Origin of the sequence: Pseudomonas stagnisoli, assembly GCF_048595745.1 — a bacterium.
GTDB lineage: Bacteria > Pseudomonadota > Gammaproteobacteria > Pseudomonadales > Pseudomonadaceae > Aquipseudomonas > Aquipseudomonas alcaligenes_A.
The window spans coordinates 1,557,546-1,580,624 of the sequence record NZ_CP184361.1 but is presented as its reverse complement, the minus strand read 5'-3'; the positions used below and the strand labels follow the sequence as shown (position 1 = coordinate 1,580,624).

At 62.5% G+C, this 23,079-nt stretch carries 6 protein-coding genes and 2 pseudogenes; 3 read left to right on the top strand and 5 right to left on the bottom strand.

What is annotated here, in order from left to right; translation table 11 throughout:
- Window positions 1-115: 115 nt before the first annotated feature.
- Window positions 116-13,570 (bottom strand): retention module-containing protein, encoded by a 13,455-nt coding sequence (locus ACOAPY_RS07645; RefSeq protein ID WP_465155968.1) that lies wholly within the window; start codon window positions 13,568-13,570, stop codon window positions 116-118.
- A gap of 459 nt (window positions 13,571-14,029) precedes the next feature.
- Between ACOAPY_RS07645 and ACOAPY_RS07640 the strand changes: the two genes are divergently transcribed.
- The 3 genes from ACOAPY_RS07640 to ACOAPY_RS07630 all read left to right on the top strand — a co-directional run bounded on the left by ACOAPY_RS07640 (window position 14,030) and on the right by ACOAPY_RS07630 (window position 18,967).
- On the top strand, window positions 14,030-15,385 hold the full coding sequence (locus ACOAPY_RS07640; protein ID WP_465155966.1) for a TolC family outer membrane protein: 1,356 nt from the start codon (window positions 14,030-14,032) through the stop codon (window positions 15,383-15,385).
- Between the two features lie 63 nt (window positions 15,386-15,448).
- The gene (locus ACOAPY_RS07635; RefSeq protein WP_465156742.1) at window positions 15,449-17,596 is read left to right on the top strand and encodes a type I secretion system permease/ATPase; all 2,148 of its coding nucleotides are present in this window, start codon (window positions 15,449-15,451) and stop codon (window positions 17,594-17,596) included.
- Between the two features lie 12 nt (window positions 17,597-17,608).
- Window positions 17,609-18,967 carry an HlyD family type I secretion periplasmic adaptor subunit gene (locus tag ACOAPY_RS07630; RefSeq protein ID WP_465155965.1) on the top strand — a complete coding sequence of 453 codons (1,359 nt, stop codon included), beginning with the start codon at window positions 17,609-17,611 and terminating at the stop codon, window positions 18,965-18,967.
- On the opposite strand, the gene ACOAPY_RS07625 is transcribed toward ACOAPY_RS07630, so the two are convergent.
- The 4 genes and pseudogenes from ACOAPY_RS07625 to aceK all read right to left on the bottom strand — a co-directional run bounded on the left by ACOAPY_RS07625 (window position 18,964) and on the right by aceK (window position 23,024).
- Entirely contained in the window at window positions 18,964-19,551 is a 588-nt protein-coding gene (locus ACOAPY_RS07625) for a tRNA-uridine aminocarboxypropyltransferase (protein ID WP_465155964.1), read from the bottom strand. The genes ACOAPY_RS07630 and ACOAPY_RS07625 overlap by 4 nt on opposite strands.
- A gap of 42 nt (window positions 19,552-19,593) precedes the next feature.
- A pseudogene (locus ACOAPY_RS07620) lies at window positions 19,594-20,568 on the bottom strand (methyl-accepting chemotaxis protein); the annotation flags it as partial.
- A 309-nt stretch (window positions 20,569-20,877) separates the two neighbouring features.
- Window positions 20,878-21,159: pseudogene (locus tag ACOAPY_RS07615) on the bottom strand (PAS domain-containing protein); the annotation flags it as partial.
- 137 nt (window positions 21,160-21,296) lie between these two features.
- Window positions 21,297-23,024 carry a bifunctional isocitrate dehydrogenase kinase/phosphatase gene (gene aceK / locus ACOAPY_RS07610; RefSeq protein WP_465155962.1) on the bottom strand — a complete coding sequence of 576 codons (1,728 nt, stop codon included), beginning with the start codon at window positions 23,022-23,024 and terminating at the stop codon, window positions 21,297-21,299.
- Window positions 23,025-23,079: the final 55 nt, after the last annotated feature.

Sequence of the window (23,079 nt, the reverse complement as noted above, 5' to 3'; positions counted from 1 at the left end):
CCTCCAGGCATGAAAAGGCCCGCTACCCCACAAGGGTAGCGGGCCGATGATAAAAGTGACGCTCAAATCATGTCGGCCTGCCTGGCCCCGTTCCAGAGAACGGGACCTCCAACAGTTATGCGGTCTTCAGCGCATTGTCATCCAACAGGTTGGTGATGATCGTAGCCTCGTTGCTGGTTCCATAGAAGGTAGAGAGATTGATGTTGTCCAACATCACCTGCTGAACCACCGGGCCTGCCGCTTCGGTACGGATATCGATAGTGGTCGTCGAGCCCGCGAAGGCGAAGTCCAGATAGTTCTGCAGGTCAGTCGGGTTGCTTCCAACACCTGAGAGCAGCTGCGACAAATCCAACTTGTCGGAGTTGACGCCACTGGCATCGAGATTGAAGTCGGTGATGTGGTCCAAACCACCACCCAGTCCGCCTTTCTGCCAGACATAAGTGTCCTTGCCAGAGCCACCCGACATGGTGTCTCCCCCAACCCCACCGATCAGGAAGTCATCGCCAGCCAGGCCAGCCAGGGTGTCATTGCCACCTGCCCCGAACAGCACGTTGGCACTGCCGTTACCCGCAAGGGTATCGCCAAAGTTGGAGCCAACCAGGTTCTCGATTCCGCTGATGGTATCGAAGCCCGCACCGCCCGTGTTTTGCTGAAGCCCGGTATTCAGACTGACGACCACGCTGGCACCGATGTCAATGTAGGTCGCAGTATCGACACCAGCACCGCCTATCAGCGTGTCGTTACCCAGCCCACCCGCCAGGATGTCGTTACCAGTGCCTCCGTCCAGGGTATCGTTGCCGCCCAGGCCGATCAGCACATCGTCGCCATCACCACCGTTGAGCGTATCTGCGGAGCCATCCCGACCAAGCAGAATCTCATTGCGGAAGGTGCCGTTCAGCGTGTTGGAGCCGGCGCTGCGGGTGATATCAACGACTCCACTGTCCAACACCGAGCTGCCATTGATGGAGGCCCCGTAGTTGAAACGGCCACCATCAGTCGCACTGTTACCGTCCTCAGTGAAGGCCACGGTACCAGCCCCAAGACTGGCGTCACCATCCACTGCCCCCGAGACATTGAACACCGACAGCAGGCCACTACTCGACCCTGTGTCATTGGCCAAGAGCGCCCAGGTTGGGATGTTGATGACATCGTCGCCCGACTGAGCGTTCACGTTGGTCAACACCAGATCATCGCGGATGACCATCGCGCCCTGGCCGGGGGTGATGTTGATATTGAGGTTGGCCGATGCGGCATCGCCGTCATTGTCGATGAGCGTGAAGGCGATGGTCGCCACCACAATCGAGTTGATGGCGCTCGGCGGTGTATAGGTATAAGACCCGGTGAGCATGTTCACAGCGATGCTCGAGCCGCCGCCCATGGTCACCGTCAGCACGTTGCCACTCATGCTGCCATTGTTGGCACCGGGACCAGAGGCAACAAAGTTGTTGGTGAGTTTGTCGTAGGTGTAGGTCTTGCCGGCAATCACCAGGCTGCCCACGAAACCGCCATCAGCACCAAAGCTGCCACCGCTCGTAAGGTTGCCAGGAATCGGTGAAGCCTGAGCGGTAGCCACCAGGGTTGCCGTGAGGTCATTCAGGTCATCGACCTCAATGGCATTGGTGTTGCCACCGCCAGCGGTACCGTTGTAGGCAATCGGATTGAGTGCTGCAGCATCTACATCCGTTCCCATACCCAACGCATAGGCGCGGATATTATTGGCGGTGAGGAAGTTGATCCATGCCTGCTCCTCCGATACGCCGCCGTTGGAAAACGGCGTTGGCCAGCCCGCAGCGGAGCCCGGCGTATTGGAGATACCCGCGTCACCGGAGGGTCTGTTGGGGAAGCCGTCCGACAGGAAGTAGGCAACATTCTGCACGTTGCCGGTGGCCAGCTTGCCCGCGTCGTCGTAGACGTTGATGGCGTCTATCAACGCTTCGTCGTAGTTGGTATAGCCACCCGGATTGACACCCAGAATGGCAGCCTTCGCGGCAGCGACCGTTACCCAGGTGCTGACGACATCGGCACCATCAGAGAAGGTCACGAAACTGACCCGCACATCGCCCAGCGCATCGTACTGCTCCAGCAATTCCAGCAGCGCATTCTTCGCCACTTCCAGGCGGTCCATGCTGCCAACCCCTGAAGGATCATCCATGCTGCCGGAGACATCCAGCACGATCAGCAGGTTGCTGTTCAGACTGACCGCCGCCTGGCCGGACTGGGTCTGATTGGCTGCACTCGGCGCATCATCGCGGAAGCTGATGGCATTGCCGAGGTTGATGGTGGCAGTGCTCGTATCACCATCCTTGTCGGTGATGGTCGCTGTCAGCTGCACCAGATTAGGTGCACCGAGGCTGGTTTCCTGATCGGGCCCACTATTGGGTGTGTGCACGACTGCACGCTGCTGATCCAGGGTCACCTGGCCAGAACCATTGACCGTGACCGTAAAGGCAACCTGCCCTCCCACACCGCCAACCCGGCCCACGATGGTTCCGCTCTCGTTGTAGAGCAGGATATTGCTGCCCGTGGCCGAGTCATCCAAACCACTGTCTACGCCGGCCGAGCTGACGCCAAGGGCATAGGTGATGCTACCCGCGCCATCGGCACCATAGCTGCTGGTGAAGACGCCGGCGAAACTGGTCGTGGCATTGGTTGCCAGGTTGCTCTCATCCACCTGCAGACTATCGGCGGTCACCGGGCCAGCGCTGATGCTGGGGCCGTCATCACGGAAGCTGATGGCATTGCCCAGATTCACCGTGGCTGTGTTGCTATCGCCATCCTTGTCGGTGATGGTGGCGCTAAGCTGAACCATGTTGGCCGCCCCCAGGCTCGACTCCTGATCGACGCCGGAGTTGGGGGTGTGAATGATCGCCCGCTGCTGATCCAGCGTGACCTGACCGGAGCCGTTGACCGTGACGGTGAAGGCAATCTGCCCACCCACACCGCCAACACGGCCCACGATGGTGCCGCTCTCGTTGTAGAGCAGGATATTGCTACCCGTGACGGAATCATCCAGACCACTGTCTACACCGGCCGAGCTGACGCCAAGGGCGTAGGTGATGCTACCCGCGCCATCGGCACCATAGCTGCTGGTGAACACGCCGGCGAAGTTGGTCGTGGCGTTGACCGTCAGATCGCTTTCGTCCACCTGCAGGCTATCGGCGGTCACCGCACCCGCGGAGATACTCGGACCGTCGTCGCGGAAGCTGATGGCATTGCCCAGATTGAGCGTGGCCGTGCTGCTGTCGCCGTCCTTGTCGGTGATGGTGGCGCTGAGCTGAACCATATTGGCCGCACCCAGGCTCGATTCCTGGTCGACGCCGGAGTTGGGGGTGTGGATGATCGCCCGCTGCTGATCCAGGGTAACCTGGCCGGAGCCGTTTACCGTGACCGTGAAGGCAATCTGCCCACCTAGACCACCAACCCTGCCGACTATCACTCCAGCCTCGTTGTACAGCAGGATATTGCTGCCGGTGGCGGAGTCATCCAGACCGCTGTCCACTCCGGATGCGCTGACACTGAGGCTGTAGGTGGTGCTGCCCGCGCCATCTGCACCGTAATTGCCGCTGAACGCACCAGCAAAGTTGGTGCTGGCATCCCCGAGCAGATTGCTTTCGTCCACCTGCAATGTGTCGATACCGGCCAAGCCTGCACTGATGCTCGGACCATCGTCACGGAAGCTGATGGCCTCGCCCAGATTGAGCGTGGCTGAAGTACTGTCGCCATCCTTGTCGGTGATAGTCGCGGTCAGCTGGACCAGATTGGCCGCACCCAGGCTGCTTTCCTGATCAACTCCGGTATTGGGGGTATGGATGATCGCGCGTTGTTGATCAAGCGTGACCAGACCCGAGCCATTCACCGTGACGGTGAAAGCAATCTGCCCACCCGCACCACCAACCCGGCCGACAATCACACCCGCTTCGTTGTACAGCAGGATGTTACTGCCGGTGGCGGAGTCATCCAGACCGCTGTCCACACCGGCCGAACTGACGCCCAGCGCATATGTGGTGGTGCCCGCACCGTCGGCACCGTAGCTACCCGTGAAGGCACCCGCGAAGCTGGTGCTGGCATTGGTACTGAGGCTGGTTTCATCCACCTGCAAGCTATCAGCCGTCGCAACACCGGCACTGATGCTCGGGCCATCATCGCGGAAGCTGATGGCCTCGCCCAGATTGAGCGTGGCTGAAGTACTGTCACCATCCTTGTCAGTGATGGTGGCAGTCAACCGAATCAGGTTGGCAGCACCCAGGCTGCTTTCCTGATCGGCTCCGCTATTGGGGGTATGCACGATCGCACGCTGTTGGTCGAGCGAGACGACGCCCGAGCCATTCACCGAAACGGTGAAAGCAATCTGCCCACCCGCGCCACCAACCCGCCCCACGATTACTCCAGCCTCGTTGTACAGCAGGATGTTGCTGCCGGTGGCAGAGTCATCCAGACCACTGTCCACGCCGGGGGCACTAACGCTGAGGTTGTAGGTGGTGGTTCCGCTGCCATCGCCACCGTAACCGCCAGTGAAGGCGCCGGCGAAGTTGGTACTGGCATTCACGCTCAGGTTGGTTTCGTCCACCTGCAGCGAATCTGCCGGAGCAGAGCCCGCCGCAATGGCCGGCACGTCATCCTCGATCTGTACCAGGAAATCACCGGCCAGGGCCACGGGGGTCGCGCCATTACTGGCCTGCAGGATGCTGGCAAAGTTCATCACCAGCAGCTCGTTATCGTCGCCATTGCCCAGCGGGTGGTCGACCGGCCGGCTAAGGGTGAAGGTGTAGTCCCCATCCGTCTCCACCGTCAGGGTGAACACGGTTGGGCCTGCGACTCCAGCCTTGGCGGTCAGCGTACCCCCAGACACGCTGTACACGAGAGCCACGCCACCAGATGTCGCTGGAGCAAGACCCGCGGTATTGGTGGAAAGGCCAAACTGCACACCGGCAGAGGGACCAACCGCCAGATCGCTGAGGTTGCCGGTTGCAACAGTAGTCACCGTGTCGTTATCAGTAATACCGCCGGGCAGCTCATCCTCGTCAACCTTGGCGATGACCGGGCTGATGTCCTCGACATAGACCGTGAGGGTAGCCTCGGAAGGATCGCCATCCTTGTCGACGATGACATAGTCGAAGGTCTCGACCTTATCGCCGCTGCTGGTGCTGGGTGCACGGTAGGTCCAGGCACCGGTGGCGAAGTTGAAGTCCAGCTCACCGCCGCCCGCAGTGGCAATGTCGGTCAGCTGATTACCCAGGATATTCGGCCCGCTGCTCGGGTCGATCACCCCGGCGCCATTCCATACGTAGGTGATGCCGTTGATCTCGATGGACAGAATCCGGCCCGGGCCGTCGGCGCCATAGCCGTCGTCGTCACCGCTACCGCCATTGTTGACGCCGTCGCTGCCATGCAGCACGTTGCCGTTGACCAGACCACCCACCACATCGTCGAGCAGGGTGTCGACCAGATCGTCGAAATCATCCACCCGCAGCGGATCGTTGTTCGGGCCGGCATCCAGGTCCACATCCTCCAGACGCTGGTCGACGATGCCGTTACCGATGCCGATGGTGGTCACGGTGATGCCGTTGCTGTCGATAAAGTTGTTCCAGGCAGTCGCCGTGCTGTCGGCCAGCGAATTACCGCCGGTGCCGGTCTGCTGGTTGGGGTTACCGTCGCTGATGAACACCACCTGGTTGTTCCAGCCCGGCAGCGGCGTGAACGTATCCATGGTCTCTTCGATGGCATCGGTGAAGTCGGTGCCATTGCCGATGGTGTTGGGCCGCACGCCCCCCGGCTCGGACGGATTGAGGGCGTTGACCTGGGCAGCGAAGGCGGCCGCACTGTCGAACGGCCCGAACGACAGTGCACTTTCCGAGAACACCACCAGCTGCACCTGCACGGCGCCACCGGCGCTGGCGAACAGTTCCTGACCGGCCGTGCGCACGGCGTCCAGCATCAGGTTCAGCTCGCTGGTGCTGATGCTGCCGCTGAAGTCGAGGACGAACACCATGTTGATGTCCTCGGTCTGCCCCGTGGAGACGTAAGCCACGTCGTCCTGGGCTACCGGTGTGTCGTCGTCGACATTGACGGTCAGCGATCCGGTGGTGGTGTCACCATCCTTATCGGTGACCTGATAGGTCAGGGTGAACGGCTGGTTGTTCTCCAGATCGGCATTGGCATGTTGGATGGGCGCATTCTGGGTGATGGTATAGGCACCGGTCGCGCTGTTCAGCGTCAAGGTCAGCACCGTCGTGCCACCCTGCTTGACCAGCAACTGCGAGCCATCCGGGCTGGCCTGATAGGTGAATCCACCCGGCGCACCGGACTCCAGCCACTTCAACGCACCCGCGCCATCAGCACCGAAGTTGTGCTGCAGCGTGCCGCTCACATTCAGCGCGTCGGCATCATCGCTACCAGCAGGGCCACCGGCTATACCGCCTGCCAGGGCATCGTCATCCAGTTGCACAACAGCATTGGCACTGGTGGAGGGACCGTCATCGTCAAAGGCGATCTTGCCACCCAGATCCAGGGTCTTGTCGGCGGTGGCGAAGTCACCGTCACCATCGGTGATGGTGGCCGTCAGGGTCAGGCCGATCTTGCCGGCGAGCAGCACTTCCTCCTGGCTGCTGTAGTTACTGGCGGAACCGGGGGCATCGTGGAAGATTTCCTGGAACTGGGTCAGGGTGACCTGGCCAGTGCCCGAGTTCACCGCCAGTGAGAAGACGGTGTTGCCAGCCGCCACCCCGACAAGGGTTGCCGAGGAGGAGCCAACAATCTCACCACCGATCTTGTACAGGTAGATGGGGCCTGCGGCGCTGTTCATGCCAGAGGCCAGTGGACCATTGCCGCCAGACAGCAGGTTGAGGCTGTAAGACTGGACAATGTTGCCGGGACCATCCGCGCCATGACTGGATGAAGAGACGACCAAGGCTCCGCCGAAGTTGCCGGTATCGGTATCGGAGCTGGCACCTATGGTCTGGGCATCCTGGGTATTCAGGGTCGGCACCGGCGCGGTTCCAAAGCCCAGCGTGATGCGGGGGCCGTCGTCGTCGAAAGCCACCTTGCCACCGAGGTCGAGGGTCTTGTCGGCACTGGCGGTATCGCCGTCACCGTCAGTGATCACCACTGTGCCCTTGAGGCCTACGAGGCCGCTGCCCAGCACGGCTTCCTGGTTGCCGTAATTGCTGCCGACACCCGGGGCGCTGTGGTCAATCTCCTCGAACTGGGTCAGGGTGACCTGGCCGGTCGCCGAGTTCACCGAGAGGGTGAAGATGGTATTGCTCGGGTCGACGCCCGCCTCGCTGGCCGAGGTCGATCCGTAGATCACTCCTCCGCTCTCGTAGAGATAGACGGTAGCGCCGTCGCTGCTGAGCCCAGACGAAGTGCCCTCCGCGGCGATCATGGTCAATGCATAGCTGGAACTGACACCTCCCGCACCATCGGCACCGTAATTCTGACTGGTGATGGTGAACGCACCGGAGAAGGAGCCGGAGTCACTGTCTGAAGCACCGCCAATCGTCTGCGCATCCTGGGTATTGAGCACCTCCGAATGCTGGCCGAAGCCCAGGCTGATGCTGGGGCCATGGTCATCGAAGGCAACCTTGCCGCCGAGGTCCAGGGTCACACTGTCGGAGTGGGTATCCTGGTCGTAATCGCGAATGGTTGCCGTGCCCTGCAAGCCAACCAGATTCGCGCCCAGCAGGGCCTCCTGACTGTCGTAGTTGCCATTGGCACCCGGCAGCTCATGGTCGATCTCCTGATACTGGTTCAGGGTGACGACGCCCGAGCCGTTGACCGACAGGGTGAAGATGGTATTGCTGCCGCTGATGGCTCCCTCGCTACCAGCCGTGGAGCCGATGATGGTGCCACCCGGTGTCTGATAAAGGCGAATGGCGGCACCATCGCTGCTGAGGCCGGAGAGCGTCCCTTCGGCAACCAGCAGGACCATGGAATAGCTCCAGGTCACCGCGCCGGGACCATCGGCACCGTGGTTGGCGGTGGCCGAGAAGGCACCGCTGAAGTTGCTGCTGGCCGAATCGAAATTGCCCCCGATCGTTTCGGCATCCTGGGTGTTGAGGGCTACGGGCTGCTGGCCGCTGAGCACCGCGTCGACGAGCGGAATGTCGTCTTCGACATGGATCAGGAAGTTGCCAGCCAGGGTCAACGGCGCACTGCCGTCGTTGGCCTGCAGGATGCTTGAGAAATCCAGCGTCAGCAGCTGGTTGTCATTGCTGCCATCGGCAGGATGATCCAGCGCCTTCTCCAGATTGAAGGTGTAGTCGCCGTTATCCATCACCTGCAGGGTGAATACCACGGGGCCGGCAGGACCAGCGGTCGCGGTAAGGGTATTGCCCAGTACGCTGTAGACCAGCGCCACACCTCCGGAGGTGGCAGCCGTGATGCCACTGGTATCCGACGACAGCGTGAAGTGCGCTCCGGCGTCGGGCCCCACCACCAGCGGGGCAACACTCCCGGTGGCCACGTCACTCACCGAGTCCAGATCGTCAATGCCGGTTGGCAGATTGTCCTCGTCGACATAACCCACTACCGGGGCCAGATCCTCGACGTGGATGGTCAGGGTCGCCTCGGACGGATCACCGTCGTTGTCGACGATGACGTAATCGAAGGTCTCCGTCTTGTCGCCATTCGGCGCGGCCGGGGCCTGGTAGCTCCAGGCGCCGGTATTGAAATTGAAGCTCAGCTTGCCGCCGTTGGCGGTGAGCACATTGCTCAGTTGCTCATCGCCATCCAGCACGCCGTCCCAGGTATAGTTGAAACCATTAATCTCGATGGACAGGATGCGGCCGGGGCCATCTGCGCCGTAGGCATCGTCATCGCCACCGCCTACGGCATTGTCGTTGCCCTGCAGGACATTGCCGCTGACCAGGCCACCGATGACCTGATCGACAAGGGTATCGACCAGATCGTCGAAGTCATCCACCCGCAGCGGGTCGTTGTTCGGACCGGCGTCCAGGTCCACGTCCTCCAGACGCTCATCGATAATGCCGTTACCGATGCCGATGGTGGTCACGGTGACGCCATTGCTGTCGACGAAGGTGTTCCAGGCGGCCGCCGTGCTGTCGGCCAGCGAATTACCACCGGTGCCGGTCTGCTGGTTGGGGTTGCCGTCGCTGATGAACACCACCTGGTTGTTCCAGCCCGGCAGCGGCGTGAACGTATCCATGGTCTCTTCAATGGCATCGGTGAAATCGGTGCCATTGCCGATGGTATTGGGACGCACGCCTCCCGGCTCGGACGGATTGAGGGCGTTGACCTGCGCAGTGAAAGCGGCAGCGCTGTCAAAAGGCCCGAACGACAGAGCACTCTCCGAGAACACCACCAGTTGAACCTGCACGGCTCCAGTGGCCGTATTGAACAGCTGCTGACCAGCCGTGCGCACGGCATCAAGCATCTGATTCAGCTCAGTGCCGCTGATGCTGCCGCTGAAATCCAGCACGAACACCAGATTGACATCCTGGGTCTGGCCGGCCAGTACGGTGGCCTGATCGTCCTGGGCCTCCGGCACATCGTCCTCGACATTGATCACGAAGCTGCCATCGGCAAAACCATCGACCGGGTCACCGTCACCATCGGTGGCGGTCAGCACACCGGAGAAGTCGATCGGCAGCCCGAGCAACTGGTCATCATCGGTGCTGCCAGGCAGCGGATGATCCAGCGGCCCCTGCAGCTCGAAGCTGTAGCTGCCGTCGGGATTGACCGTGAGGGTGAAGACCGGATTGCCACCGGCAGTGGCAGTCAGCACATTGCCAACCACCGAATAACTCAGCGCAATGGAATCCGAGGTCAGGCCCTGTGCCTCCAGGGTCGCAATATCGAGCGGATCGTCACTCAGGCCGAAATCACCCGCACCATCAGCGCCGAAGTTGACCAGTGCATTGAGTGAACCGATAGGACCGGATACCGAGGTACCGTCACCATCGCCATCACCGATGCCACCCGCCAGTTCGTCCTCGTCGACATTGGCCGTGACCACCGGGATGGGGTTCTGCTCGCTGTCATACTTCAGCTCGACAGCCACCGGAATATCATCTTCCACACGAATCACGAAGCTGCCCGGATTCAGGCCACTCAGCGGGTCGCCGTCGCCGTCGGTGGCGGTGATCACCGACGAGAAGTCGATGCCCGACGCCAACAGCTCGCTGTCGCCGGCCGGCGTGCCGTCAGCCACCGGATGATCCAGCGGACCGGACAGGGTGAAGGTGTAACTGCCGTCACCCTCCACCTGCAGGGTGAAGATGGTATTGCCGCCAGCGGTGGCAGTCAGCAGATTGCCGACCACGGTGAAGCTCAGCGCCACACCTCCGGAGGTCAGGCCTTGCGCCTGCAGAGCGCCGATCGCAGCTGGGCTGCCAGTCAGGCCAACCGTGCCAGGGCCATCGGCCCCGAAGTTGATGGCCGCAAACAGCGCACCCTCGGCGCCTGTAGCCACCGTTCCGGTGGTGTCGCCATCGGTGATACCGCCGGGCAACTCATCCTCATCGACCTGGTTGCTGACCCATGGGCGCTGACCGATCTCGCGGGCTACCGGAACATCATCCTCGACATCAATGGCGAAGCTGCCGTTCGGCAGATTCACGGCCATCGGGTCACCGTCGCCATCGGTGGCAGTGATCATCTGCGAGAAGTCGATGCCCAGACCGGCCAGCGTCTCACCATCCAGCGCGCTGTCCGCGATCGGGTGATCGAGCGGGCCGCTCAGCACGAACTCGTAGCTGCCATTGGCATCCACGGTGAGGGTGAAAATGGTATTGCCGTTGGCAATCGCGGTCAGCACGTTGCCGACCACGCTGTAGGTCAGCTCGGTGCCCTCGGACTTGAGGTCCTGCGCATCCAGCGAACTGGTGTCGCTGGAGAGCCCTACGCTGCCGGGACCGTCGGCACCGAAGTCGATCAGCGCAAACAGGTCGCCCGGATCACCGGCGGCAATGGTGGTCTGGCCACCCTCCTCGTTGCCCTCGTAGGGGGCACCGTCGAGCAGGGTCAGAGCGTCTTCCTGAACCTCCTGATGAATGACCGTCTTCTCGCCACCATCCGGACGTGGCACATCGTCCTCGACATTGACGGTGAAACTGCCGGCCGGGAAGCCACCGGCCAGCGGGTCGCCATCGCCATCCGTAACGGTCAGCACGCCGGAGAAGTCGACGCCCAATGCCGGCAGCAGTTCACTGTCAAAACTGCCATCGGGAACCGGATGATCCAGAGGGCCTTCGAGCACGAACTCCCAGCTGCCATCGGTATTCACCGTAAGGGTGAAGATGGTTTCGCCGCCAGCTGTAGCCGTCAGCACATTGCCAACCACCTCGTAGGTCAGCGGATCACCGCCGGACTTGAGGTCTTGGGCCTCCAGGGAGCTGACATCAATAGACAGCCCGAATTCGCCGGGCCCATCGGCACCGAAACTGACCAAGCCACTGAGCGAACCCGTGGTAGCACTGCCCACGGTCGTGGTCTGACTGCCCTCCGGGTTCCCCTGGTAGGGAGCACCGCTGCCCACGCTCAACGCATCCTCATGAACCACACCGGAGACGGAGCTACCCTCTTCGCCTCCCGCCAGCACCGGCACGTCATCCTCGATGTCGACGGTAAAGCTACCGGAGGGGAAGCCGCCTACCAATGGGTCTCCATCACCGTCGGTCGCAGTGAGGATGCCCGAGAAATCGATACCCAGACCGGGCAGGTCTTCCGAGTCAAAGCCGCCATCGGCAATCGGATGGTCTATCGGACCCTGCAGTACAAACTCCCAACTACCGTCGCCGTTGACGGTCAGGGTGAAGATGGTTTCGCCGCCGGCGCTGGCAGTCAGTACATTGCCAACCACCTCGTAGGTCAGCGGATCGCCGCTGGAGGTGAGCCCTTGCAAGTCGAGGGAGCTGACATCCGTAGACAACCCAAAGTCGCCAGGACCATCGGCACCGAAGTTGACCAAGGCTGAAAGCGAGCCCGCCAGTCCGGTGGCCGTTGTAGTCTGACCACCCTCCGGATTGCCATCATGGGGCGCACCATCGCCACTGCTGAGCGCATCCTCGTGGACGATGCCCGTGACTTGCGGGAAATCCTGCCGCGCAAATTCGCCTTCGTCACGACTACCCGCCCATTGCGGCACATCATCCTCGACATCGATAACGAAGCTGCCGCCGTTAAAGGTGCCGACCGAGTCGCCATCACCGTCGACTGCAGTCAGGACACCGGAGAAGTCGATCGGCAACTCAAGAAACTCATCATCGTTGCCATCCGGAGTCGGGTGATCCAGCTGCCCAACCAGAGTAAAGGTGAAGCTGCCGTCGCCGCCCACCTGCAGGGTGAAAATGGTTTCGCCGCCCGCCGATGCGGTGAGCACGTTACCCGCCACGCTGTAGCTCAGCGCTGTGCCGCCAGAGGTCAGCCCCTGGGCCTCCAGGCTGGCAATCGCCACCGGGCTGCCTGACAAACCGAAGCTGCCAATGCCATCGGCGCCAAAGTTGACCAGCGCCCCCAGCGCACCGGGAGCGCCGCTGGCGACATTGGTGACGAAGTCTCCGTCGGTGATGCCATCGGAAGTTTCGTCTTCGTCGACGGCGGCAGATACCTGAGAACCCTCGCCCTCCGTCAGGATGGGGCCGTCATCGTTCACCAGCACATTCAGCTGCACGGTCGGCGAAACATCGCCGTCCAGATCGAACATGCGTACGCCGAAGCTCTCGCCTACCTGGTCGGCAGCACCTGTGGCGTTGGGATTGCCGTGATTCAGGGTGTTGTCGGTCAGGGTGTAGGTCCAGTTACCCGCGGCATTCACCACGAGAACGCCGTACTGGCCCTGCACCACGCCCCCGCTGGTGACGTCGATCCAGTTGCCGTTGACGTCCTGGATCTGGATGGCGGACACGCCATCGGGGGAGCTAATGATCAGAGCGCCGGAGGCCTGCTCGGCATTGCTGCCGGGGTTGGTCCCATCGGTCAGGCCTTCCTCGTCGACCACGGCCGGGCCGGTGATGATGGCGCCGCTGGCGTCTTCGTACTCGACCTCGATTTCAGGAGTGAAGTCCGCTACCGGGTCGTCGGTGACAATCGGTTCCGGGTCAGGGAATTCCGGCCCGGTATTCAGGCCTTCGGTGGGGAACCCAATAATCGGGTCCAGCGCGCCGCCCACCTCACTGAGCAGCACGAAGCTGTGCCCGCCCCCCACGCCGCCGGCACCACCGGCGCCGCCAGCCCCTCCAGCTCCGGGGCCCGCGGCGGTCGCTTCACCTTCAACAGTCGGGTCGACACCCGCCTCGATTGCCGCCTGCAGTTGCTCGACGTCGGTCAGATCACCGTCAGTGGGTGCAGTCTGTTGGTCCTCGGCCTGATCCTGGACAGGCTGCCCATCCGCCCCCGCCAGCATCTGCTCATTGAGGCTCAGGTTACTGTCACGCCCGAGGGTGAGGACCTCGCCGTTGCTGAGGGTTACCGCGACCGCGCCTCCCGCACCAGTGACCAGTTGCTCACCGGCATAGACACGATCGCCTTCGACTAGCGGTCGACGCGTTCCATCGCCAGCTACCGCAAAGACCTCGCCGACAACCTGACTGACGACACCAATCAAAGTAGCCATGATTCCTTCCTCCGCACTACAGCTGCCGACCACCGCCGACACGTTTCAAAAGGGCCAACTCACCTTTCGAATCCGGGATTTCATGCGAAGAAAGAACTGGTGAAACGAACGGTGCACATGCGCAAAACTCGTACCGCGACAAAAAAATGTCGCCCTGACCGCACCGACCTACTCCATCAGAAACATCCCCGCCCCTTATTCTCAAAACTGCGATTGACCGACCGTCTTATCTGCAAAAACGCCTAGAAGCCCCGTTTTTCGCGGCTTACGGAGGAAACAATGTGCCCGATCTCACAGAGTGCATAAGACTTTTTTCTCATAAATCTTGTGCCGATTTTTTCTTAGCTACGCTGAAGGATGTTCTTAGCTGTGATGGTAAAGGCCTGAAACGCCTGACCAGGCAAAAATCGACAAAAAATTGGCGACAGGAACCGAGCATACAAATAAGGAGAAAACCTCATGCGCGTTCTCAAACCGCTCTACAGCGCCATTGTGCTAGCTGTCGCCTGCTCCCAGGCGCAGGCAATGACACTGTCCGAGGCCATCCAAAGCACCGTCGACAACCATCCCGAACTGCATGCCAGCGTGAACGACCGTCTTTCGGCGGACGAGGATGTGAAAGTGGCTAAAGGTGGCTACCTGCCCACCGTCGATCTGATTGCCGGCTATGGCCGCGAGCAGACCGACAGCCCAAGCACCCGCGCACTGGGCGACCACAACAAGGAAACCCTCAACTACAGCGACGCCGAACTGCGGCTGCGGCAGATGCTGTTCGATGGCTTCAATACCCCTAACGAGGTGGCCCGCACCGAGGCCACCGTGAACTCACGCGCTTACTACATCCAAGGCACTGCTGAGAGCCTCGCTCTGCGTACCGTCGAGGTTTACCTGGAAGTACTCAAGCGGCGCGAAATGGTGGCCCTGGCCAGGAACAACCTGCAGGCCCACGAGCGCGTCAACGACCAGATCAAGCTGCGTAGCGAGCGCGGTGTTGGCAGCACAGCCGACCTCGACCAATCCGAAGCCCGCCTGGCCCTGGCAGCCAACAACCTGTACACCGAAGAGGTCAACCTGGCCGATGCCGAGGCCAACTTCTTCAGTGCCACCGGGCGCCTGCCGGACGAACTGGAACAGCCGGCATCGGTAAAGGGCGAAGTGCCCGAAAACATCGAACTGGCCCGGCAGACGGTGATGGATAACAACCCCTATCTGAAGTCCGCCCAGGCCGATGTGTATGCCGCCGAGAAGCAGTATGAAGTGGCCAAGGCCCCCTTCTATCCGCGCTTCGACCTCGAACTGGCCACCAGCGCCGACAATAACGTGCAAGGCGATGAGGGCCACTACAACACCTGGCGCGCCGCCGTGGTGATGAACTACAACCTGTTCAACGGCATGCGCGACAAGGCCCGCCTGCAGGGCGCCGCGCACAAGATCAACCAGTCGATGGACATCCGTAACAACGCCCTGCGAGTCCTCAACGAGAACCTCGCGCTGGCCTGGAACGCGATGGAAAACGCGCGCATGCAGACACCCAAGGCGCGCGACTACGCCGACTACACCGCGCGCTCGCGTGAGGCCTACCAACAGCAGTTCAGCCTCGGCCAGCGCACCCTGCTGGACCTGCTGGACAGCGAAAACGAACTCTTCACCGCCAACCGCCGCTACACCGAAGTGCGCTACACCGAAGAGTTCTCCATGTATCGCGTCATCTCCGCCATGGGCGAGCTGTTGAGGAAACAGAACGTCGTAGTACCGGCCGAAGCTGTAGCCCTCACCGAAGTGAAGAGCGAGGCTCGCCTGCCGGAAATGAGGTAGTACCGGCGAAGACGTTGCCCGGCCTGGCCGGGCAACTCTCAGGAGTAGTGACCCTTGACCACCATGGAACGGAGACCTTCCGACGACCAGCGGCAGAGTCACGACGACCCGCTGCTGGACGGACTGCTCATTCTTTGCAACCTGCACGATTGCTCCGCCAGCCGCGCCAGCCTGACGGCAGGGCTGCCACTGCCCGAGCAGCGACTGAGTGCAGACCTGTTGCCACGCGCCGCTGCCAGGGCAGGCCTGCAAGGTCGCGTCCTGCGGCGCACACTGGAAGCCATCTCGCCGCTCAACCTGCCCGTGCTGCTCCTGCTCAAGGACGGCCGCAGCGCAGTGCTGCGCAAGATCGGACCGAAGAACCAGCTGCTGATCCTGCCGTGCGAGGCCGATGGCGGCGAACAGTGGGTCAATCGCGAGCACCTCGATATCGAGTACAGCGGCCAGGCCTTCTTCGCCAAGCCGCAGCATGAACTCGAAGAGGCCCGCACGCCGCTGGTGCCCAGGGTCGAGGCCTGGTTCCGCGACACCCTCAAGCTGTCGCGCTGGCTGTATACCGATGCGGTGCTGGCCAGCCTGCTGATCAACCTGCTGGGCCTGATGGTGCCGCTATTCGTGATGCAGACCTACGATCGGGTGGTGCCCAACCAGGCCACCGCCACGCTCTGGGTGCTGGCCATCGGGCTGTTCATCGGTACCGCCTTCGAGCTGCTGCTGCGCGTGCTCCGCGCCTACCTGCTGGATGTTGCCGGCAAGAAGACCGACGTGGTGCTGTCGGCCACCCTATTCGAGCGCATCACCGGCATGGCGATGTCCTCTCGCCCGGCCACCATCGGCGGCTTCGCGCAGAGCATCCACGACTTCCAGGGGCTACGCGAGTTTCTCACCGCAGTGACCCTGACCAGCCTGATCGACCTGCCCTTCTCCTTGCTGATGATCGTGGTCATCGGGCTGCTCGGCGGCTGGCTGGTGATCATTCCGCTGCTGGCCTTCCCCATCACCGCCATCTTCGCCCTGATCATCCAGGCACGCCTGCGCGATACGGTGCAGAAAAGCCTGGCGCTTGGTGCCGAACGCCAGGCCCTGCTGATCGAAACGCTCGGCGGCCTGGAGACGCTCAAGGCGTGCAGCGCCGAAAGCGAGCGCCAGCATCGCTGGGAAAAGACCCACGGCGCCCTCACCCGCCTGGACAGCCATGCACGCTTCCTCGCCGCCCTGGCCACCAACGGCACCATGTTCCTGCAGCAGTTCGCCGGCATGGCCACCATCGTCTCGGGGGTCTACATCATCATCGCCGGTCACCTCAGCGTTGGCGCCCTGGTGGCCTGCTACATGCTTGGTAGCCGGGTGCTGGCGCCGCTGGGGCAGATCGCCGGGCTCATCACCCGCTACCAGCAGGCACAACTGACCATGACCAGTACCGACGCTCTGATGGCATTGCCACAGGAGCGCCAGGCCAATCAGCGGCCGCTGGAGCGCACGCATCTGAAAGGCGCGCTGGATATTCGCCAGGTCAGCTTCAGCTACCCAGGCCAAAGCGCTCCGGCGCTGAACAAGGTCAACCTGCGCCTGGCTGCTGGCGAGCGGGTCGGGATCATCGGCCGCAGCGGTTCGGGCAAGAGCACCCTGGCCCGCCTGCTGATGAACTTCTACACGCCGAGCGAGGGCCAGATCCTGCTCGACAACCTCGATCTGCGCCAACTGGACGTTGCCGATCTGCGCCACCAGATCGGTTACGTCGCCCACGACCTGCCCCTGCTGTCCGGCAGCCTGCGCGACAACCTCACGCTAGGCGCGCGCTATGTCAGCGACTCGCGCATGCTGGAAGTGGCCGAGCTGACCGGCGTGACCGACCTCGCCCGCCAACACCCGCAGGGCTTCGATCGCCCCGTCGGCGAGCGCGGCCAGCTGCTCTCTGGCGGCCAGCGGCAGGCGGTTCTGCTGGCCCGCGCACTGCTGCTCGACCCGCCCATCCTGCTGCTGGACGAGCCCACCAGCGCCATGGACAACACCAGCGAGGACATCCTGCGCAACCGCCTGCAGAGCTGGTCCCAGGGCAAGACCCTGCTGCTGATCACCCATCGCTCCTCGATGCTCAGCCTGGTCGACCGCCTGATCGTACTGGACTACGGCCATGTGGTCGCCGATGGCCCCAAGGAAGCGGTGATCGACGCCCTGCGGCGCGGGCGTGTCGGCCCGGCGGCCGTGTAGCGGAGGTGCCTCATGGAGCTAGCCCAATCCCTGCGTGACTACTTCAGCAGCCTGAAGCGCGAGAAGCAGGACACCGAGTTCATGCCCGAGGTGGACGGCGCCATCCTCGAAGATTCACCCTGGCTGGCCCGCGCCACCGTATGGTCGGTCAGCGCCTGCCTCATTGCCGCGTTGGTCTGGGCCAAGTTCGCCGTGCTGGAGGAGGTCACCACCGGCGAGGGCAAGGCGATTCCCTCCAGCAAGATACAGGTCATCCAGAACCTGGAAGGCGGCATCGTCACCGAGATCTTCGTGCGCGAGGGACAGGTGGTGAACAAGGGCGATGTACTGCTGCGCCTGGATGCGACCCGCTTCATCTCCAACAAGGGCGAGACCGAAGCCGATCGTCTAGCCCTGCTGGCCCGCGTCGAACGCCTGAGCGCCGAGGCCGAAGGCCGCCCCCTGGCCCTGCCGGATGACCTGGTGAAGCAGGCACCACAGCTGGCCGAAGACGAGATGGCTCTGTACCGCTCACGCCAGCAGCGGCTCGACAGTGAGCAGAACACCCTCAAGGAGCAGTTGCGGCAGAAAACCCAGGAGCTCGCCGAGTTCCGTGCCAAGGCCCAGCAGTACCGCTCCAGCCTGGGGCTGATCCAGCAGGAACTGAACATGTCGCAGCCGCTGGTGGGCTCCGGCGCCATTTCCGAGGTGGAAATCCTGCGCCTGCGCCGCAGCGCGGTAGAAATGCGCGGCTCGCTGGAGGCCACCAATCTGGCCATCCCAAGGGCCGAGTCGGCCATGCAGGAGATCGAAAGCAAGCTCAACGAGTCGAATCTGATCTTCCGCACCGAGGCGCTGAAGGAGCTCAACGAAGTTCGTACCGAGCTGACCAAAATCACCTCCACCAGCGTCGCCATCGAGGACCGGGTCAGCCGCACCACGATCAGCTCGCCGGTGTATGGCGTGATCAAGCTGCTGAAGGTCAACACCATCGGCGGTGTGGTCCAGCCCGGCGACCCCATGGTCGAGGTGGTCCCGCTGGAAGACAACCTGCTGATCGAGGCCCGCATCCGCCCACAGGACGTGGCCTTCCTGCACCCCGGCCAGAAAGCCATGGTCAAGTTCACCGCCTACGACTACACCATCTACGGCGGACTCAAGGCCAAGCTGGAGGTAATCAGCGCCGACACCATCACCGACGAGGAAGGCAACAGCTTCTATCTGATCCAGGTGCGCACGGACAAAAGCCACCTGGGCAGTGACGAGCATCCACTGCTGATCATCCCGGGCATGGTCGCTACGGTGGATATCGTCACCGGCGAGAAGAGCGTGCTCGACTACCTGCTCAAGCCAGTACTCAAGGCCCGCTCCGAGGCCATGCGCGAACGCTAGTCACCATGATTGCGCTGGTAGATCTCCGCCCCCATCGCCGCTATCTGCCCTTCGATCAGTGCCTCGAAGGGGCGTAACAGCTCGGCAAAGCACCTCCCTTCCTGCAGCTCCAGCGCCACGGCTATGGCCTCGATGGTCGCCAGCGCACCCTCGGCGGGAGCCTTGCGCAGGCGGTAGCGCGAGCGGAGGCCCGAAGGCAGGCAGACTCGCGGCAAAGACGCCAGCACAGGGTTGAGGTGCAACAGCTTGCGCGCCTTGCGCCAGGTGCCATCAGGCACCACCAGCAGCAAGGGGCGCTCATCATCCGGCGGTTGTATCAGCGGCAGGGGTTGTGCCGCCTCGCCCGGAAATAGCAGGCAGGCACGGTAGGCGGGATCGAACGACAGATCGGCGAACACTTCACCCGTCCGCAATTCGGCATTAATCAGACCCAGCGCCGCCAGGCGCGCAGTGTTCAGCGCGTGCCCCACCTCATCCGGGTGCTGCAGGATCAGCACCCGGGTGCGGCTGGGCAGGCATGGAATCAGATGACAAAGACAGTGGCTTAGCGGGCGGGCGCAGCGCTCGCAGCGCGCTCGGGACATGACGGCATTCCTCCGGGCGCGCAGTGTGCCACAGCGCCCGGTTCAGCGGTTGAAGCGCTCCGCCAGGCTGTGCAGGTACTCCGCCATCTGTTCCAGTTCCTGGCTGATACCCACCCCCTGCTGCGCCTGCATGGCACTGTGGTCGGAGAGCTGGGCGATGCGGGTGATCTGCCGACTGATGTCCTCGGCGACATGCGCCTGTTGCTCGGACGCCGCGGCCATCTGCTGGCTCATGCCGGTGATGCGACTGACCGCCTGACTGATACCGTCCAGAGCCTCACGCACCGCCTCGACACTGCCCACGCTGTCCCTGGAGATATCCTCGCCACGGCTGGCTGTAAGCACGGCCTTGTCCGCACCGCTGCGCAGCGAGGAGATGATCTGATGAATCTGCTCCGTGGATTCACGGGTGCGCCCAGCCAGGGCCCGCACCTCATCGGCCACCACGGCGAACCCCCTGCCCTGCTCGCCGGCACGCGCTGCCTCGATGGCGGCGTTGAGCGCCAGCAGGTTGGTCTGCTCGGCGATGGAGGTGATCACATCGGCGACACTGCCGATGGACTGGGTCGAAACCGCCAGCTCGTTCACCGCCTGGCCAATCTCATGCACCGCATCGGCCATCTGCTGCATGGCGTTCAGACTGCCACCGGCCAGGTCACGCCCCTGCAGGGCGAGGCGATCCGCCTCCTCGGCCGCATGGGAAGTGTTCTGCACGTTGTGCGCCACCTCCTGAATGGTCGCCGCCATCTGGTTGATGGCGGTGGCCGACTGGTCCGTTTCGTTGCGCTGCTGCTCCAGCAACTCCGCACCGGAGCGCGACAGCTCGGCAGACTGGGCAGCGCGCTGGCGCACGTTCTCGCCGGCGTCCTCGAGACGCGTCAATGCGGTCTGCAGGCGCGCTTCTTCGCTGATCATGGCCATGTCCAGCAGCGCCTGAGCACCGCGGTTGTCGCTGTAGGTCAGGGCCACCAGCGCGCTGGTAAAAGCCTTGGGATGCTCCGCCAGCGTACGCCGGATGAGCTGACGCTTGCTGTACAGCTGATAGGAGCCCAGCGCGAACAACACGGCAAAGATGAATGCCAGCAGCCACGGCCCGCTCAGCACCCAATGCCCGGCAAGGATGACCAGGCCAGCCAGTATCAGCGGCCATGAACCGAGGATGTCATGGGTCCAGTACTCGATCATCGGCACCGGCGGCTTGCCTGCGCGCAAGCGCGCATAGAGTGCCTCGGCACGGCGCTTCTGTGCCTCGCTCGGCACCGAGCGCACCGACTCGTAGCCCACCAGCCTGCCATTCTCATAGATGGGCGTGACATAGGCGCTGACCCAATAGTGATCACCATTCTTGCAACGGTTCTTGACGATCCCCATCCACGGCTTGCCCTGCTTGACCGTCTCCCACATGTGCGCAAACACACCGGGAGGCATGTCCGGATGGCGCACGATGTTATGCGGTTGGCCAATTAGCTCTTCACGCGAGAAGCCGCTGATGGCCACGAACGCATCGTTGGCATAGGTGATGGTGCTGTTGAGGTCGGTAGTGGAAATCAGGCGTTCGGCATCGGTAAAAGTGCGCTCACGCTGTGTAACGGGCAGGTTCTGACGCATAGACAGACCGTCCTTGGGGAGGTTGAAAGGTGGTTATGACTTCCAGGCCTTACACTTATTCTGTCTAGCACATCCGTGCCAAAACAGCACAAGGCCATCACCACCACTCAACCCACCCGACAGGCGGTCAGAGCGCCTTAGACGATCAGGTCGGCCTTACGCCGGTAGGGAAATACATCGATCACCTTGCCCGCGCGGATCGCCTCCTGCAGCCCTTTCCAGTAGTCGGCGTCGTAGAGATCGCCGTGCAGCTGGTTGAACAGGCGGCGCTGGGCGACATCGCCGAACAGGAAGCGCGGGAACTCCTCGGGGAACACGTCGTTCGGCCCCACCGAATACCAGGGTTCGCTGGCCATCTCGTCTTCCGGGTAACGGGGCGGCGGGATGCGCCGGAAGTTCACCTCGGTGAGGTAGCTGATCTCGTCGTAGTCATAGAACACCACGCGGCCGTGACGGGTGACGCCGAAGTTCTTCAGCAGCATGTCACCGGGGAAGATGTTGGCGGCGGCCAGCTGCTTGATGGCCAGGCCGTAGTCCTCCAGCGCCTCCCTCACCTGCACCTCGTTGGCATGCTCCAGGTAGATGTTCAGCGGGATCATCCGCCGCTCGGTCCAGCAGTGGCGGATCAGCACGGTATCGCCGTTCTCGATCTGCACCGTCGAAGGCGCCACCTCCAGCAGTTCGGCCAGGCACTCGGGGTCGAACTTGGCCAGCGGGAAACGGAAGTCCGAGAACTCCTGGGTGTCAGCCATGCGCCCGACCCGGTCGACGCTTTTGACCAGTCGATAGCGGTCGATCACCGTGGCATGGTCGATGGTCTTGGACGGCGAGAAGCGGTCCTTGATGATCTTGAACACGGTGTTGAAGCCCGGCAGGGTGAATACGCTCATCACCATGCCACGCACGCCGGGGGCCATGACGAACTTGTCGTCGGTGCTGGCCAGGTGGTTGATCAGCGCGCGGTAGAACTCCGACTTGCCGTGCTTGTAGAAGCCGATCGAGGTGTACAGCTCGGCGATGTGCTTGCCCGGCAGGATGCGCTTGAGAAAGCCGATGAACTCCGCCGGGATGTCCACCCGCACCATGAAATAGGAACGGGTGAAGGAGAAGATGATCGAGACCTCCGCCTCATCGGTGATCAGCGTATCGATCTGGATGCCTTTGCCCTCCTGATGCAGCAGTGGCAGCACCAGCGGCCATTGCTCATCCGGGGTGAAGATGCGACCGACCAGGTAGGCGCCCTTGTTGCGGTACAGGGTCGAGGAGAACAGCTCGATGGTCAGCGCCTGGTCCTTGCACACCCAGTCCGGCAGGTTGGCACGCAGTTGGTGCTCCAGCTTGGCCAGGTCGCGCTCCAGGTCTTCGAAGGGCGCGCTGTAGCTGTAGTCGGTGAAGATCTGCCGCAGCGCCTGGTTGAGATCGCCGCGCGGCTGGTAGCTGCGGGTCTGCGGCGTGCGCTCATGCGAGCGCAGCGAAGGCCGGGTGGTGTGGATGAACATGCAGCCATCGCTGATCTTGTCGTGGCTGAACAGCCCGCAGAAGATCGAGTTGTACCAGGTCTCGGCCAGCTCATCGTCGTTGCGCAGGTCGATCAGCCGGATGTAGGCGCTCTTCACCACCGGCCACAGGTCGATATCCAGCAGCTGCTCGCTGCTGAATGCCTGGCGCAGGCGCTCGACCACCTCGCCAACCTTTTCCTCGTACAGGTTGATCCGCGCCGCCGAGGCCCGCTGCGCCTCCTGCCACAGGGCCTGCTCGAAGCGGGCACGGGCACCGTTAGTGATCTCGCGGAAGTGCGCGCGATAGTCGTCGAAACCTTCGAGAATCGTGCGGGCGATATCGGCGGCCGGGCGTTGCTGCGACATGGAAGAGCCTCTGCTACATGGGCGGAAACGCGAGCTTAGCCAGAGCCGGCGCCGA